Source organism: Natrinema salaciae (genome assembly GCF_900110865.1).
In the GTDB taxonomy this organism is placed as follows: domain Archaea; phylum Halobacteriota; class Halobacteria; order Halobacteriales; family Natrialbaceae; genus Natrinema; species Natrinema salaciae.
Genome location: NZ_FOFD01000001.1, coordinates 240,362 through 256,769, shown reverse-complemented (window position 1 = coordinate 256,769; position 16,408 = coordinate 240,362). Strand labels below are relative to the sequence as shown.

Genomic DNA, 16,408 nt, shown 5'->3' with positions numbered 1-16,408 from the left:
CAGTTCGGGGCGGTCGCCCGTCGAATCGACCCGCAGCGCGGACGGCGGCGGTCGTAGAACGTGTGTGATATCAGATATGAAGCGGCGCGACACGGACCAAACCACCACACCTTTTGCGGTGGGGCGGAAAGGGCGCGTATGGGTTTTGGTAGCTACGACGAATCAGAACAACAGGAGCAGACGACCGACGACGAGGACGTCGAAGCGGTCAACGTCCACGAAAACGATCATCACGGTGAGATGTCGTTCGAATCCGACGTCTCGACGGACGAGCTGGTCGACCAGCTCGGCTCGATGAAGGACGACGACGACGAGTAACCCGCCGCCGAGCGGCCGGATCGAGACGGGGGGCACGCTCGATCGACGCCGGCACGGGACGACGGACGACCCGATCGCCGATTCGATTTTTCTCTCGCGTTCACCGACGGCCGTCGAGGCGATGGCTTCCCCCACCGAACGGAGACCCGATCCAGACGCGGCGGGAACCGACTCGAGCCGCCGATACGGAGCCGGAGACAACTCGAGCCGCCGATACGGAGCCGGAGACGACTCGAGCCCCTGGTGACTCGGCTCAGGAAAGGGTCGACGTGCAGAGTTCGCCGATCGCGCGCCGCAGTCGCTGGGACACAGCCGACTTCGAGACGTCGAGCCGGTCCGCGAGTTCGTCCTGGGAGATGCCGCGCGGAACGTCGAAGTACCCCTCCTCGTGGGCCACTGCGAGCAGTTCCTGTTGTTTGTCGGTCAGGGCGACGACGCCGTCGTCGTCGTCGTCGGAGATGCGGAGGTGGTCGACTGTGACCGAGATATCGCGCTCGCGACAGACGTCGTTGAACGCGACGAGTCGTTCCCGGTCGGGGAAGCGAAGCTGGACGAGCCACCCGTCTCGAGCGGCGGAGAGCTCGAGCAGGCGGCCGCCGACGCGGGCGGTTTCGGCGACGAACGTCGTCGCGCGGTCGGTGAGCGTGACCCGATAGACCCGTCGGTCGGGATAGCGATCGACGAGCACCGGATCGGTGACGGTCGGGTCCGTCTCGAGGGCGGTTTCGAAGCCCTCGAAGGCGGTTCCCTGGACGGTGAGAAAGACGAACGTGCGGTCCGGTTCGACGGTCGTCCAGTAGTCGGGCTCGACGGAGACGTCCGGTGCGTTCCGGAGGGTCGGCTGCAGGAACAGGTCCGGGTGATCGAGTCGAAGCTGGGCGACGATCCCGCCTTCGGCCCGTGACCGAACGCCGGTCGCGCGGTCGGCGCTGGCATCGGTTACGCCCTCGGCCTCCGCCAGTTCGTCGGTATCGGCGGTGTCGATGCTCACGGGACCATCCGCCATCCGGGGAGATGGCCGTCGTAATTTCGTGTTACCGCGAACGCACTCATCGAATGCCACATTAGATGCCGAGTACATGGTCGTGGACGCTATACACGGAATCGACCCCGCGGCTGCGCCGAATACCTATTCATCTATCACCCCACTGTCGTCATCGCGCGCATCGGGAAAGACCGAATTACCCGAGCGTTTCACCGGGTAACAGTGAGCTACCCGACGGCGAGCGGCTCAGTCGCCGGTCGATCCGTCGAACAACAGCTCGAACAGCTTGCGCTCGGCCGTCCGGAGGTGGCGGCTGAACGTCGGCTGGGAGATCCCGAGCGACTCGGCGACCTCCTCACCCGTGTGTTCGCGCGGCCACTCGAAGAAGCCGCCGTAGTACGCCGCCTCGAGCGTCCGCCGCTGTTGGTCCGTGAGTTCGTCGATCAGCGCATCGACGACTCGTGCCGAGCGCGGCGATCGGTCTCGTTCCCGGCGGGCGAGCAGTTCCGTCCCCGGGTGGACCCGCTCGAGCGCCTGCACGAACGGCCGAACGCCGATCGGATCGCCGAGGTCGATCGCGAGCCTGGTCCGTTCGTCGACCGGCGTGACCGAGCGGAGCACGCCGCCGTGGTCCGCGACCGTCCGCGCGATGGGGGGAGCCGTCGCCGCGGGGAGGACGATCTCGAGGACGGGATCACCGTTCTCCTGGCCGACGATCGAGACCGAGTCGACCGCCGGGAGTGACTCGATCGGAGCGCGGACGGCGGCCGATTCGGCCGCCGCGACCGAACAGAACACCGTCGACCCGCCCGACGACCGGGGGACCACGGCTCGCACGTCGAGGCGCTCCCCGAGTCGGTGCGCGATCGCGGACAGCGGTTCCGCGTCGTCCCGACAGACGACCTCGAGTTCGGTGACCCGATCGGCGAGCAACGCCGCTTTCGTCCGAAGTGCGCCGATCGCGCTGCCAGCGATCGACGCGAGGTGAGTGCAGACCCGCCGCGTCCGCTCGTCGAACGCCGACGGTCGCCCCGCGTACACGGTCAGCGTGCCGTGGTGGAACGCTCCGGACGAGATCGGGACGCTCAGCGCCGATCGGAAGCCGCGTTCGAGAAGGCGGCGACGCCACGTCCGGCCCGCTTCAGCGGCATCGCCGCGGGCGGTCTCGCTCGTCGCGAGGTCCTGGATCAGGGCTGGTTCGCGAGTCGCGGCCGCGGTCCCCGCCGGCGCACCGACGTCCGGTCCGAGCGGAACCGTCGTCGACTCGAGGAACTCGCCGTCGCGACCGGCCCACGTCGTCGGCTCGAGGGTCTCGGGACCGTCGTCCGCGCGGCCGACCCAGGCGAGTTCGATGCCGTCGTCGGACTCGAGGGCTCCCAGCGAGACGGCCGCCTCGCAGAGCCGTCGCTCGACGTCTTCGCGCGTGTCTGCGCGCAGCATCGACCGTTCGGTCTCCCGGAGCCGTTCCGCCCGCTCCGCCACGGTCTGCAGCCGCGATCGATCGTGTCGGCACGCCCGCAGGTCGTCGGCGCGCTCGAGGGACTCGAGCGCGACCGCGCCGGCGTCCGACAAGGCGTCGATCGGATCGAGATCGAGCCCGCCGAAGGCCATCGGCTCCGTGCTGGTCGCGAGGACGACGCCTCGACCCGCGACCGGGACGGCCAGAACCCGTTCGGCGCGGACTCCGGTTCGCGCGAGCACGTCGGCGAACGCCGATCGATCGAAGACGGTCGGCCTCCCTCCCTCGAGAAGATCGGACAGCGGGGTCCCGTCGGGGTCGATCGACAGGGGCTCGATCGACGGCCCAGCGTCGGGGCTACGGGCGGGCTGAGCGTCGGAGGCGCGGTCCGTAGCCGTCGAGACGGCCGCCGGGCGAAGCCGGTCCGCATCCCCGTGGTACCAGACGGCGACGTCGGCGCTCGCGAACTCGCGGATCGCATCGACGACGGCCTCGCGAACGGCGACCGGTGTGTCGGCACGGCGGAGGGCCGCGACGGTTCGCCGGACCACCGGCAGCGCGGCTCTCGGGCCGTTGCGTCCGTCCCGGACGACGCAGAGCGTTCGATCCGGACCCGGCAGCGGAATCGCGACCACGTCGACCGGGACCGGCGCGCCGTCCCGGTCGGGCTCGAGCGTCCCCGAAACGGGGTCCATCCACCTGACGACCGCCGATCGGGCCCGCTCTCGAACCGCCGCCGCGAGTTCGTCGTCGAACAGGTCCGCGACGTCCCGACCGACGAGCGCGTCCGCACCGGCGAGCTCCAGCAGGGCCGGGTTCGCCAGCCGAACGGTCGACCCCTCGAGCACGGCGAGTCCGTCGTCCAGCGCGTCGACGACGGACTCGAGGAGGGCGAGGCGATCGCGGTCCCCCGCGGCTGGCGACGCCGCGTCCTCGGGCGTGCGTTCCCTCGCCCAGATCGAAACACCGTCGTCGCCGGGATGCACGGCGATCGCGAGGCGTCCCTCGATCGAGGGGACGGTCGTCTCGGTTTCGACGACCGAGTCGGTCGTTTCGGCCTCGCGAACGCTGTCGGCGATCGTCCCGCCGAGATTTGGGGGGAGGAGCTCCCAGACGACTGCGCCCGTCGGAACGCCGTCGTCACTCGACCGATCGATACCGGGTACCAGGCGAATCGCCGCCTCGTTGGCGTACTGCAGTTCGCCGCGCGGACCGATCGCGAAAAACGGGGCAGCGAGCCGATCGAGTCCCGCCCGAGCGCCGTCGCCGACGGCGTCGGCCGTCGCCGACGGGACGCCGGTTCGAGTGACGACGATCCCGTCGACGGCCGGGTCCTCGAGTCGATTGGTGCAGGCGAGTTCCGAGACGTGCCAGGTGCCGTCGGCGTGACCGAGCCGGAGGGTGAGGCGTTCGGTCGTCCCGACGGGGGCCGCGGCGACGGACGCGAGCGCCTCGCGGGCGGCGTCGCGATCGTCCGGGTGGACGAGCCGGGTGATCGTCGTTCGCTCGAGTTCGGTCGGCGTGTACCCCATCCGGGACTCGACGGCTGGACTCGCGTACTCGACGCCGCCGTCGGCGTCGAGGACCCAGACGATCGCCGCGGCGTGCTCGAGGATCGACCGATACCTGTGGGCCGGTCGCGACGCGGCCAGCCGGTATCGCTCTCGCTCGGCGGCGGTCTCGACGCGGGCGGTCAGCACCGTCGCGGACTCGTCGCGGTCGACGACGTCGCTCGCCCCGGCCGCGAGCGCTCGATCGGCCTCCCCACCGTCGACCACGGCGACGATCGGGCGGTCGTCCGCCCGGGCTGCGAGCCGCTCGACTAGCGACTCCCCCGAGCCCGATCGCTCGTCCGGCGCGACGAACGGGCAGACGAGACAGTGCACCTCGCGATCGGTGAGTCGCTCCAGCGCACCCTCGAGCGTTCGCTCTCGGAGCAGTGTGGCACCATCGAATCCCGTCGCGAGGGCGTCCATCGCGTCGTCGACCGGCTCGGTGTCGCCGACGACGAGCACGCACGGCGCGTCGTCGACGACGGTCACAGTGCCGTCGCTCACCGGCCGTGCACCTCCGGCACCCACACGCGGTCGACCGGTAGCGTCGGCCACGGTCGGCCGTCCGCCGAGTCGGCGGCCGGTCCGACGATGACGCGAGCGAAACGAGCGGCCACGATAGCGGCTGGATCGGACGCACGTCGGTTAAGTATCGCTCTCGTACGCGGGCGTAACACGGGATTGGGAATCCGCGGGACCAGCACCGCGATCCGTCAGGACCGGTCGCGGACGGTGAGGACCGGAACCGGCGCGTTCCGAACGATTTCCTCGGCGACGCTGCCGGAGATCAGGTGGTCCAGACCGGATCGGCCGGCCGTTCCGACGATGATCATATCGACGGCGTTCGTCTCCGCGAAGTCGACGACCTGCTCCTGTGGGACGCCGTGGCGAATGTCCGTCGTCACGTCGACGCCGTCCCGTTCCGCCGCTTCTTTGGTTCGTTCCGCGGCCGTCACGGCCTCGTCCTCCGGATCTGACCGCAGTTTGTCCTGTTTGTTCGCTGCCTGCGGACCGTCCTCCGAAACGGACAGCACGTGCAGGGTCGCACCGAGTTCGCTCGCGAGTTCGATACCGTGATCGGCCGCCCGCTCGGCGGCGTCGCTCCCGTCGGTCGCGAGAAGCAAATCCTGATGCATCGTTCGCGTACTCGTTCGGGCGACACCAGCATACATCCCGGACCTGCCGTTGCCTGCCGGCGATCGGCCCAACACCGACATCAAAAGACGACGGTCCAACGATGGTCGCAGCTCCGACACTCGAACTGCCGTTTCAGCCCCGCTTCGGTCACGGATCTGTCGGTCACTTCACCGTCCTCTTCGAGACAGTTCGGGCAGCGGTATCGGCTCACGACCCGACACCTACAGACGGCAGCATATAAAAACGCCCCCATAACAGTTTGGATTAATAGTGTTTCGTCCCGGACATAACGGGAGCACCCGTCGACCACGTCGGTCGACTGTGTCCGTCGATCGCTCGGTCGGCATCGGGAGACGCCGACCGCTGGTTCCGGAGTCGGCTCCGATCCCGCGCCGGGCGGACTCGAGGCGCGTCAGAGCGCGTCGAGAACGACGATCGCGAGATAGAGCTGTCCGACGCCGGCGACGATCATGACGGCCCCCGCGAGGCGTTTCAGCAGTCCGGTGTACGCCGCGAGCCGGCCGGCACCGGCGACCAGCCCCATCCCCGTCGCGACGGTCAGCGACACCATGAGCACGACGAAGCTCCCGACGTACGTTCCGAGGAGGACCGCCGCCCCGGTCGTCGGCAGCGAGAGGGCGCGGGTGACGACGCCGAAGAACACCGGCGCGACACAGCCAGCCGCCGCCAGCGCGTAGCCGACGCCAAAGATCGCGAATCCGAGCACGCTCGAGCGCCGCTTCGGGAGCGCGATCGACGGCGACGGCGCGCGGTCGAAGACGATCAGGAGTCCGAACGCGATCAGGACGAGACCGGCAATGACCTCGAACAGGGTGATCTGCGACAGCGTCGAGTAGCCGACCCAGAACGTCGCCCCGAGTAAGACGCCGAAGGTGACCAACACGCCCAGACCGGCGATCAGTCCCCGGCTGAGCGCGCCGCCGAGCGACGCGCGGTCGCCGTCGGTCTGACTGACGTAGAAACCGACGTAGCCCGGCAGGAGCGGGTAGGAACACGGGGAGAAGAACGTCGCGATCCCGGAGGTCAGTCCGAACGCGATCGACGTCGCGAGTGTCGTATCGACCATGTTAGTTCTCGATCGCTCGTTCGATGCCGTCGACGAATTCGTCCGCGGACTTCCGACCGCTGTCCGACCACTGAACGCGCCCGTCGACGTCGATCGCGACGGCGTACGGGAGCCCCCCGATCGAGTACTGGGCGCTCAGGTCTCTGATCGGATCGATGCCGAGCGTCCAGTTTCCGTCGTGGTCCGCCCACCAGTCTGCGACCTCTTCTTTCGTGACCGAGCCGCCGACGTTCTCGTTCGTGACAGACATGAACAATACGTCGTCGCCGACTCGCTCGTGAGCCTCGATGAGAGCGGGCATCTGCTCGGAACAGGGAGGGCACCACGTCGCGAAGAAGTCGATGAACGTCGGCTGGTCGGACGCCGGCACGCGCACCTCGCCGGCCTCGCTGCCCGGCGCGTCGATCGTCTCCACCATCTGTGGCTCGACGGGGTCGGCGTCCTCGGTACTCCCGAACGAGGGGACGCCGCCGATAGCGACCGCACTCGCGCCACCGACCACACCGAGGCTGCCGATTCCGGCGATGACATCCCGTCTGCGCATCTACCCGTTCACCACCGTTTCGAAGTCGTCGACGAGACGCGACACTTCGACGGAATGGCCTCTGACGTAAACGCGCTCGACGATCCCCGCTTCGTTGACGAGGAAGATATAGGGGAGATGCGGGAAGGTGTACTCGACGTTCTCGTAATCGTGGTCGTAGTTCTTTTCCAGTGACTCCTCGGGAATTCCGTACGTCTCGTCGACGATCGATTGCGCATCCTCGTACCGCTCGGGCCGCAGGAAGTGCCAATTATCGGCCTCGTAGTCGATGCTCCGCCGCTCGGCGAACGTCCGCAGTTTCTCCGCGGTGTCCCGTTCGGGATCGAACGTCATCGCGAGGAACGCGGCCTCGTCGCTGTACCCGTTCTCGGCCGCGGCCGCCTGGGCGCGTTGCAATCGTAGCGCCAGTGCGGGACACATGCCGTCCGGACAGCTCGTATAGAGGAACGTCATCAAGACGGTGCGGTCGCCCTCGAACTGATCGGTCGAGACCGTCTCACCGGACAGCGGGTCGGGGAGCGTCGCTGCTGGATATTCGTCGCCGTAGCTCGGATGTGACGCGTCGCTCAGATCCTGCTCTGGCGGTCCGAGAACGGCGTCAGGATGGCCCGCGTCCCCGTTCCCGTCGTCACCGCCGAGTGCCTCGCCGAGACAACCGGCAACGCTGGTAAGCCCCGCGATTCCGGCCGCGCCGAGGTATGTCCGCCGGTCCATATTCGATTCGTAGGGTGGCGCGATCAAAGGTTCGTTGGTTCGGTTCCCGAAGGGCGGGCGCTCGTCCTCGACTTGCAGGGTGGACGTTGCCTTGACACAGCGGGCGGACGTTGCCTCGGCGCGGCCGGTCTTCGACCGGTGAACCAACAGGCGTTTTATCGACGGTCGCCAATCCTCGGCAAATGAACCGTCGGCGTTATCTCCGTGGCGTGGCCGGGATCGGAGCGGCCGGAGCCGCCGGCTTCGCCGGCTGTCTCGAGCGACTCGGCTTCGAGGAGGAGTCGGCCTGGGCCAACCCGCCGCTGGTCGAGAATCGGCCGGACGCCGTCTACCTGCCGGCCTCGCGCGAGGAGATGGGAATGTACGGGACGGCGAGCGACGGCGATTACGCCGTCGCGCTCTCGTACACCTTCCCCCACCGGTTCTGGACCGTCGAGGCGACCAGCGAGGGCAAACAGCTCGTCGAAGTCGACGCCGACGATAGCCTCCATCTCATGCTGACCGTCTGGGACCGGGAGACGGACACCGTCCTTCCGGTGGACCCGACCATCGAGGTCTTGCAGGACGGCTCGCTCGTCGACGCCGGTATCTCCGCGCCGTGGCCGATGATCTCACAACGGATGGGGTTTCACTACGGTGACAACATCCGACTGCCAGGCGAAGGCGAGTACACGGTCCGCGCCCGCGTCGGTCCCGTTACGCTCGATCGAACCGGCGCGTTCGAGGACCGACTGGACGCCGCGGCGACGCTCGAGGTCGACTTCGAGTACACGCGGGCAGACATCACCGACCTCTCGTTCGAGACCATCGACGAGGAGGACCGGGGCAGCCCCGACGCGTTGTCGCTGATGGATCACGGCGGTCACAGCGGCGGGGATACCCAGTCCGGACACGGCGACGGCGAACTCGGTTCGCCGCCGATGGGGCAGGGGCCGTCGATCGAGGAGCTATCCGGCGAGGTTCTCGGAACCGAACGCAGCGGGGACGCGAACGTGTCGGCGCTCGTCACCGACGCCGATCGGTTCGGCGACGGCGCGTATCTGGCGGTCTTCACCAGAACGCCGTACAACGATATCATCCTCCCGTTCACCTCGCTGTCGGCGACCGTGGAGCGGGACGGGGACACCGTCTACGACGGAGTCCCGTTCACCTCGCTGTCGGCGACCGTGGAGCGGGACGGGGACACCGTCTACGACGGAGCGCTCGTGGAGGCCCTCGACAGTCAGTTCGGCCACCACTACGGAGTCGGCGTCGACGAGTTCGCGGACGGCGACCGCGTGACGGTGACCGTCGATTCCCCGCCGCTGGTGTCCCGCCACGACGGCTACGAGACGGCGTTTTTCGACTTCGAAGCGGTCTCGTATACGGTCTGAGCGCGACACGTAGCGTCGAGCGGACGTGAACTGGTCGCCGCACTCGCTGCACTCGCCGCTCGAGTCGCGCGTTTCACGTCGTAAATCTCAACCTATCGCGATCGAACGATGATCGGCCGATCGGAACGGGGTACTACCGAGGTCGTACGGTTACGATAACTATGCGGGATCATCGAATATCTCTGTCCCCATGTCTCGCACAGGGAACGCAGATATGCAGATCGGCTGTCCGGAGTGTGACGCGACGATCGCGGCGTCCGTCCCTCCCGGTCCGGGCATCCACGCCGAAAGCGACTCGAACCAGCTACTGGGAACGGAAACGCAGTGTGGGAACTGCGGGCACGAACTCGAGCTCTACTACTACTGAACCGTTCCTCGCGACTCTCCCATCTCCCACGCCTTCCCCACCCACACCGTATTTCCGGTGAAATGCAATCGGACGAACGGCGAGCGGTATCACCGAGAGTTCGCTCCCGACGGTCCCCGTCAGTGACACACACCGGGTTTCCGGTGAATTACTCGAGAGCGGAGTCCGTCGGGGGCGGGTCCCACAAACACCGGGTTTCCGGTGTATCCGTCCCGATCGCCGACGAGTCCGTTGCAGCGGATTCGGATCGGCGTCCAGCGAGTTCGATCACGATTCGGTCCAACGAGTTCGATCGCTACTCGCGATCGTTCGCTCACGGCGGCATCCATGCTATCGAGTACCGGTTTCGGAGATGGATTATCGGACACCGTCGTCGGGGACCGGACTCGAGTGAGCCCGTCTGAGGGGTGCACACCGGGTTTCCGGTGAATTGACGTTCGAGACCGGACGACGGCGTCCCGAACGATTCGGGGGGATATCAGGATAGCTTCTCGGAGTGATCGTTCCGATTTCGACTCCATCCACACTCGCACCCACACCGTGTTTCCGGTGAAATTCCGCAGCGGAGACGGCGATAGATGAACTGCTCGCGGCGGCGTATCATACGGAACTCGGCTCGAGGATATTCGTCGCCCTCGGACAGAGCCACCGAAACGCCCTTCAGAGCGGACTACAGGGACACGCTCGGAGCGGACCGCGGGGACACGCTTGGAGCGGACCGCGGAGACACGCTCGAGAGACGGCCACGGAGTATCCCACAGGGACGGCCGCGGAAACACACCGGGTTTCCGGTGAAAAGAACGGAGGCATAATCAGCGCAGATAGAGAGTAGATAGAGTGTACATAGAGAGTAGATAGAGACCCACATACCGTGTGTAACACCTTTAGAACGGTGATTCTGGACGGATCTGTTCCAGAGCCTACCGGATTTTCCGGAACCCACCGGAGCCTATATTCAAAAATTATATGAGTAGGATATGAGTACAGCCCATTGATTGAATCGGTTCATTTCTCGGTCGAGGATCGGAGAGTGGCGCACTCGAACTGTCGGTCGCGTCGGTCGCGACGAAATCGTCCCGCCTCGAGTCACGGCGGCATCGTCAGCCGATAGCAGTGGTAGCAGCCGACACACCACGTTTCCGGTGAACGCCACCGCGGTTTCGACTGCCCCCCATCCCCGCGTTCACCCCGTTTCACCGGAAACCCGGTGTGTGTCCCTTCCAGTTCGATCCAGTTCGATCCAGTCCGGTCCGGTTCGACCCAGTTCGGTTCCGGAGAGACGCGACGGTACGACCCGATCGAGCCCTCGAACGGAATCGAACGACCCGAAACGTCCGTTTCTCGAGCCGGAATCGGTCGTCGGTCGTCCGACCCACGGGTCGCAGTACAAACGGAACAGCTATTTCACCGGAAACACGGTGTCCTCCTATGTCGAGTTCCGGCGACGACCTGTTCACGCGCGACGACCCGATCTTCGAGAACAAGGAGCTCCTCGAGATCAATCACCTTCCCGCCGAGGGGCGGATCGTCGGCCGGGACGACGAGATTTCCGAACTCGCGAACGCGGTCAACCCGGCGATCTTCGGGCAGAGCCCGAGCAACCTCCTCATCTACGGGAAGACGGGGACGGGCAAGTCCCTCTGTGCGAAGTACATCTCCGAACGAGCCGTCCGTGTCGCGGGAGACGAGGGCGTCACGTCGGCGTTCGCCTACGTCGACTGCGCGCAGGACAACACGGAGACACAGGCGGTCCAGACGATCGCCCACACGCTGAACGAGCCGGCGATCACCGACGTTCGGATTCCCGACAAGGGGCTCAGCACCTCGACGTACTACAAGCGCCTGTGGACGGTGCTGGACTCGCAGTACGACGTCGTTCTCGTCATCTTAGACGAGGTCGACAAGCTGGACGACGACGACATTCTCATGCAACTCTCGCGTGCGGGCGAGGCCGGGAAACTCGAGTCGTGCAAGATCGGCGTCATCGGGATCAGTAACAAGATCAAGTACAAGGACCGGTTAGACGAGCGAGTCAAGTCCAGTCTCTGCGAACGCGAGTTCGTCTTCCCGCCGTACGACGCGAATCAGCTCCGGAACATCATGCAGGCCCGCAGCGACGCGTTCAAAGACGGCGTGCTCGAGCCGTCGGTGATTCCCCGCGCCGCGGCGCTGGCCGCCCGCGAACACGGCGACGCGCGGAAAGCGATCGACATCCTCCGGTACGCCGGGGAGATCGCCCAATCGAAGGGCAGCGAGACGGTCCGGGAGGAGTTCGTCGTTCAGGCCCGCGAGCGGGCCGAGACCGACCGGTTTCGGGAGCTCATCCGCGGCTCGACGCCCCACTCCCGGTACGTCCTGCAGGCGCTCGCCGTCCTCTCGCTCAACGCGGCCGAGGAAGACGGCTTCCGAACGACGAAGATATACGACGTCTACGAGGAGATCTGTCGCCAGGAACGGTCCGATCCGCTCTCGTTGCGACGGGTTCGCGACCTGCTGAAGGAACACGCGTTCCTCGACATTCTCGAGCAGGCCCGCCGGAGCGGCGGGAGCGCGGAGGGGAGTTACACCGAACATCAGTTGCTCGAGGATCCGGCGGTCGTTCGGAACGTCCTCGTCGAGACGGACGACTCGTAGCGCCCGCAACTGGCAGGCTGCTGCCGTCTCTTCCCGGCCGCCACAGCCGGCAACGAGCCGACATTTCACCGGAAACCCGGTGTCCCCGTTCGACGGCGTCCGACGGGTCCGTCTCGCCGACTCAGTCGCCGGTTTCCCAGCCACGCGGCGTCCCGTTCAGTCGCTCGGCGCCGTCCGCGGTCACAGCGACGAGATCCTCGATCCTGACGCCGAACTCGTCCTCGAGGTAAATTCCCGGCTCGACGCTGAAGACCATCCCGGGCTCGAGTTCGCGGTCGTTGCCGTCGACGATGTACGGCGGTTCGTGGACTTCGAGGCCGACGCCGTGGCCGGTCCGGTGGACGAAGGCGTCGCCGTAGCCGGCCTCGTCGATCACCCTTCTGGCGGCGCGGTCGACCGCTCCGGCGGTGACGCCCGGTTCGACGGCGTCGATCGCGGCCTGCTGCGCCGCACTGACGACCTCGTGAACGCGCTCGTACGCCGCGGGTGGCTCGCCGACGACGATCGTCCGCGTCTGATCGCCGGGATATCGGCCCGTCCCGCCCCCGAGCTCCGCGTCGACGAACGCACCGAAATCGAGGACGACCGGGTCACCGGCCTCGATCTCCCGGGAGCCGCTGTGGTGGTGTGGTCGGGCCCCGTTCGGACCGGCGGCGACGATGGTCTCGAACGCCGGCTCCGAACCGCCCTCCGCAGCGAGCAGTCGGTCGATCTCCGCCGCCAGTTCCGATTCGGTCGTCCCGAGCAGGTCGTCACCGCGCTCGCGAATCGCGAGCGAGACGCGGTCCGCGATCGCGCCGGCACGGCGGAGCGCCGCGAGTTCGACGTCGTCTTTCCGAATCCGGAGGGGCTCGAGGACGCGACTCGCGAGACCGAACTCGGCGTTCGGAAGCAGGTCCCGGAGATCTTGCACGAACGTCGCCCACAGCCTGTCGTCGACGAGAACGGTCGCCGGGTCGGGGTCGTTCGCACCGAGCGCGTATCCCTCGAGGACGTCCGCGGCGTGTGCGAGCGGATCGTCCGCGTCGGTCCACAGTCGACGCTGGAGGTCTGCGACCGGGAGTTCGGACAGCTGCGCCTCGTACATCGCCGGTGCGACGAGCGCGGGATCGCCGGACCGAGGGACGAACAGCAGCAGGTGGCGTTCGGACGGCGACTCCTCGAAGCCGGTCAGATAGGTCAGATTCGGGCTCGGGAAGCAGACGATCAGGTCGGCGTCCGTCTCCGCGAGTCGGTCCCGACAGGCCGCGATCCGGCGCTCGAACGGGGAGGTCATGGACGGGGCTTCGCTCGACCGAGGAATCAACGTTTGGTTGCGGTCGCTTCAAAGTGCCTGCCAGGGGCGGGGGATGAGTGAACGTGGGAGCCAGAGCCAGAGTGGGAGTGAAAGCGAGAGCCAGAATGGGAGCGAGAATGAGCGTGTCGGAGAGTCGTCCCGTGCGCACCACCGTCAGAGAGACACCCCACAGATCTCTCACGGACGGTGACTGACTCCTCGAGCGCACAGTCGGCGTCACGCGGTTGCTAGCGGGAACCTATTAACCCCCCGGCGACCGCAGGCCGCGAAGCAACCAGTCGGGACGCTGTGTGCTTTCAGCGAATGCGAGTTACCGAGCGGTTGTCGTCGACGACTGTACGAAATCGACAGCGACGGGCCGACGGCTGCGGGCGGGCGGACGAGCCGTCCGACGCCGACGGTCCCAGCTGTCCCGGTTCGTTGATCGTTGTCTCGAACCGGCAACCGTATCGCCACGAGTACGCGGACGACGCGTCGGAGTCGGACGACGACTCCGCGAACGCCGACGGACCCCCGCCGAACGGCGGCGGCCCCCGTTCGACAGCCGGAACCCGGGCCATCACGGTCGACGAGCCGACCGGTGGGCTGACCGCGGGCCTGGATCCCGTCGTTCAGCGGACCGATGGTACCTGGATCGCCTGGGGAGACGGCGACGCCGACTTCGACGTGACGGACGAGCGGAGCTGCGTGGCCGTCCCGCCCGGCGAGGAGGCATACACCCTGCGCCGGCTCGAGCTCTCCGAGGAGGCGGTCGACTCGTACTACTACGGGTTCAGTAATCGCGTCCTCTGGCCGCTCTGCCACGGCTTCCCCGACCTGATCGAGGACCGGTCGAACGACTTCGAGTGGTACCGGACGGTCAACGAGCGGTTCGCCGACGCGGTCGCCGATCACGCGTCCACCGACGCCGTGATATGGATTCAGGACTACCACCTCGCGCTCGCACCACGGATGGTCCGGGAGTCCGTGCCGGCGAGTGCGACGGTCGCTCACTTCTGGCACATCCCGTGGCCGATGCCGTCGACCTTCCGGCACTGCCCGGCCGGCGGCCAGCTCCTCGAGGGGCTGCTCGGCAACGACCTGCTCGGCGTTCACGTCGACCGGTACGCCGATCGGTTCCTCGAGTGCGTCGATCGGTTCCTTCCGAACGCGACGGTCGATCGAAGCCGTCGAACGGTCCGGTACGACGGAGACACGACCCGCGTCGTCGCGACGCCGATGGGCGTCGATGCCGAGTCATACGATCGAGAAGCGCGATCGAGCGGTCCGGATCGACTCTCCGACCTGTTCGAGGAGTACGGTATTCCAACCGGAACGACGATCGGACTGGGCCTCGATCGCCTCGACTACACGAAGGGGATTCCCGAACGTCTCACCGCGCTCGAGCGGTTCTTCGAACGGAATCCGGGATGGCGCGGCGAGTTCACGTTCGTTCAGAAGGCGACGCCCTCGCGAACGGAGATCGAGACCTACGAACGGCACGGCGAGCTCGTCCGCAGCGAAGTCCAGCGGATCAACCGCCGCTTCGAAACCGCCGACTGGCGGCCGATCGTCTACACGGAGGACGTCCTCCCCCAGGAAGCGATCTGCTCGCTCTACCGCCGCGCGAACGTGATGGTGGTGAGCCCGCTGGTCGACGGCATGAATCTGGTCGCACAGGAGTACATCGCCGCGAGCGTCGATGGCGACGGGACGCTGGTGTTGAGCGATCGGACCGGCGCACACGAGCGGCTCGGTTCACACGCACTGACGATCGATCCGACCGACACGGACAGGTTCGCCGCCCAACTCGAGCGGGCGCTTTCGATGTCCCCGCACGAACGGCGATGGCGGATGAACACGCTTCGCCAGCGCGTCTTCGACGGGGATATTCGATCGTGGATGGATACGCAGTTCGACTGGATCCGTCGCGTTCACGGCGGTCGTCGGCGATCCGAAACGGGCCCCGATTCGAAGGAACGAACGCCGCCGGTGTAGTCGATGACGGCGACCGAGTCACCCCCGCGACCGTTCGACGAGCGGCGGTCACAGCTCCGGGCGACGCTCGAGGCCGCCGCCGGGCTGGTGGTCTGTCTGGATTTCGACGGCACGCTCGCGCCGATCGTCGACGATCCAGATACAGCGGTACCCACCGAACGGAATCGGGACGCCGTGGCCGCGCTGGCCGACGACCCGCGGGTGACGACGGCGATCGTCAGCGGGCGCGCCCTGCGGGACGTCCGCGAGCGTATCGACGGTCCGTCGATCTACGCCGGGAATCACGGGCTCGAACTCGCCCGCAAGGGGACGGTGGCCGTCCATCCGATCGCGCGCAAGCGCGCCGCCCAGATCGACCGACTCTGTTCGATCCTCGAGACCGCCCTGCGCTCTGTCCCGAACTGCCGGGTCGAAAACAAGCGACTGACCGGGACGATCCACTTCAGATCCGTCCCGGCGGCCGCGGAACCGATCGCTCGACGGATCACTCGCGAGGTCGTCGACCGGTTCGGCGGCGACGCACTCGCGCTCTCGACCGGGAAACGCATCCTCGAGATCGGTCCGAACGTTCGCTGGGGCAAGGGGAACGCGGTCGAGTTGATCGCCGCCGACGAACCGCCGGAGACCGCCGTCGTGTACATCGGCGACGACGTCACCGACGAGTCCGCGTTTCGGGCGGTCGAACCCGACGGAACCGGTATTCGGGTCGGCGGTGACAGCCCCTCGAGTGCATCCTGTCGAGTCGAGTCCCCCGCGGCGGTCGCGTCCGTTCTCTCGTGGCTCGGGTCGACCGGCACCGAACTGGTAGCCCGCTCCGGACGATCGCGATCGACTTGCCTCGAGACTCAGTAACTCGGAACGGGGCGACCGTTCGGTGTCGATGGCGGTGCCGGGGAATCCAGTTCGGCACCGCTATCGACTATCGCCGCTGAATCGACGACTGGCGATCGGAAATGAGGGGAT

The 16,408-nt window shown here is 67.0% G+C and carries 13 protein-coding genes; 6 read left to right on the top strand and 7 right to left on the bottom strand.

All coding sequences use genetic code 11. From position 1 onward, the window contains the following. Positions 1–138: 138 nt before the first annotated feature. A complete protein-coding gene (locus BMX07_RS01310; protein ID WP_090612367.1) occupies positions 139–318 on the top strand; it encodes a DUF5786 family protein in 180 nt (59 codons plus the stop codon). A 253-nt stretch (positions 319–571) separates the two neighbouring features. On the opposite strand, the gene BMX07_RS01305 is transcribed toward BMX07_RS01310, so the two are convergent. The 6 genes from BMX07_RS01305 to BMX07_RS01280 form a co-directional block, all read right to left on the bottom strand. Next, positions 572–1,324, bottom strand: a complete 753-nt coding sequence (locus BMX07_RS01305; RefSeq protein WP_090612364.1) for a helix-turn-helix domain-containing protein — start codon at positions 1,322–1,324, stop codon at positions 572–574. 225 nt (positions 1,325–1,549) lie between these two features. Beyond that, positions 1,550–4,819: a bacterio-opsin activator domain-containing protein gene (locus BMX07_RS01300; RefSeq protein WP_090612361.1), complete on the bottom strand. Its 3,270-nt coding sequence runs from the start codon at positions 4,817–4,819 to the stop codon at positions 1,550–1,552. A gap of 209 nt (positions 4,820–5,028) precedes the next feature. Then, positions 5,029–5,451 carry a universal stress protein gene (locus tag BMX07_RS01295; protein WP_090612355.1) on the bottom strand — a complete coding sequence of 141 codons (423 nt, stop codon included), beginning with the start codon at positions 5,449–5,451 and terminating at the stop codon, positions 5,029–5,031. 413 nt (positions 5,452–5,864) lie between these two features. Beyond that, positions 5,865–6,539, bottom strand: a complete 675-nt coding sequence (locus tag BMX07_RS01290) for a cytochrome c biogenesis CcdA family protein (protein WP_090612352.1) — start codon at positions 6,537–6,539, stop codon at positions 5,865–5,867. Between the two features lies 1 nt (position 6,540). Beyond that, complete coding sequence (locus tag BMX07_RS01285; protein ID WP_090612347.1) at positions 6,541–7,083, bottom strand: TlpA family protein disulfide reductase; 543 nt, start codon at positions 7,081–7,083, stop codon at positions 6,541–6,543. Continuing rightward, positions 7,084–7,797 carry an SCO family protein gene (locus BMX07_RS01280; protein ID WP_090612343.1) on the bottom strand — a complete coding sequence of 238 codons (714 nt, stop codon included), beginning with the start codon at positions 7,795–7,797 and terminating at the stop codon, positions 7,084–7,086. A gap of 182 nt (positions 7,798–7,979) precedes the next feature. Between BMX07_RS01280 and BMX07_RS01275 the strand changes: the two genes are divergently transcribed. The 3 genes from BMX07_RS01275 to BMX07_RS01260 all read left to right on the top strand — a co-directional run bounded on the left by BMX07_RS01275 (position 7,980) and on the right by BMX07_RS01260 (position 12,171). Further along, a complete protein-coding gene (locus BMX07_RS01275) occupies positions 7,980–9,170 on the top strand; it encodes an iron transporter (protein ID WP_090612336.1) in 1,191 nt (396 codons plus the stop codon). Between the two features lie 190 nt (positions 9,171–9,360). Beyond that, entirely contained in the window at positions 9,361–9,537 is a 177-nt protein-coding gene (locus tag BMX07_RS24105; RefSeq protein ID WP_175479997.1) for a hypothetical protein, read from the top strand. Between the two features lie 1,428 nt (positions 9,538–10,965). Beyond that, entirely contained in the window at positions 10,966–12,171 is a 1,206-nt protein-coding gene (locus tag BMX07_RS01260; protein WP_090612322.1) for an orc1/cdc6 family replication initiation protein, read from the top strand. A gap of 121 nt (positions 12,172–12,292) precedes the next feature. On the opposite strand, the gene BMX07_RS01255 is transcribed toward BMX07_RS01260, so the two are convergent. After that, complete coding sequence (locus BMX07_RS01255) at positions 12,293–13,447, bottom strand: M24 family metallopeptidase (RefSeq protein WP_090612319.1); 1,155 nt, start codon at positions 13,445–13,447, stop codon at positions 12,293–12,295. 324 nt (positions 13,448–13,771) lie between these two features. Here BMX07_RS01255 and BMX07_RS01250 point away from each other — a divergent pair, with 324 nt between their 5' ends. Together BMX07_RS01250 and otsB are read left to right on the top strand one after the other, a co-directional pair. Continuing rightward, on the top strand, positions 13,772–15,445 hold the full coding sequence (locus BMX07_RS01250; protein ID WP_090612315.1) for an alpha,alpha-trehalose-phosphate synthase (UDP-forming): 1,674 nt from the start codon (positions 13,772–13,774) through the stop codon (positions 15,443–15,445). Between the two features lie 3 nt (positions 15,446–15,448). Then, complete coding sequence (otsB, locus tag BMX07_RS01245) at positions 15,449–16,297, top strand: trehalose-phosphatase (RefSeq protein WP_090612311.1); 849 nt, start codon at positions 15,449–15,451, stop codon at positions 16,295–16,297. The last annotated feature ends 111 nt before the right edge of the window (positions 16,298–16,408 follow it).